Origin of the sequence: Vibrio sp. L85, from assembly GCF_963871815.1 — a bacterium.
Classification (GTDB): Bacteria; Pseudomonadota; Gammaproteobacteria; order Enterobacterales; family Vibrionaceae; genus Vibrio; species Vibrio harveyi.
On record NZ_CAWMYL010000146.1, the window covers coordinates 1 to 340 of the forward strand.

Genomic DNA, 340 nt, shown 5'->3' on the forward strand with positions numbered 1-340 from the left:
ACCGTCTAGGACGAAGTAACCATCTGTGTTGTTTTCGAGCTGAACGGTCAATTGAGCCGCAGGTGTATCTGTATCAGCAACAACGAGTGTTGCCACTACTGTGTCGGTAGATACCGCATCTTCAGTCACGCTATCGATGGCTGTGACGTCGATGGTTGGTGCGTCGTTTACGCGAACCACGTCCAACGAATCCGTGTCTGTCGCTTTCGGATTCACGCCGTCTGATACCGAAGCACTAACAGACAAGGTAGTTAGGTCAAGCTGGTCATTGTTAACCGCTTCGACACCTTTGTCGGTCAACTTAACTTGATCACCATCGAGCACGAAGTAACCGTCAGCG

At 50.6% G+C, this 340-nt stretch carries 1 protein-coding gene; it reads right to left on the reverse strand.

The window, feature by feature from the left end:
* Positions 1-340, reverse strand: a 340-nt coding sequence (locus tag AACR11_RS15275; protein ID WP_139374610.1) for a hypothetical protein, incomplete at both ends; no start/stop codon positions are given.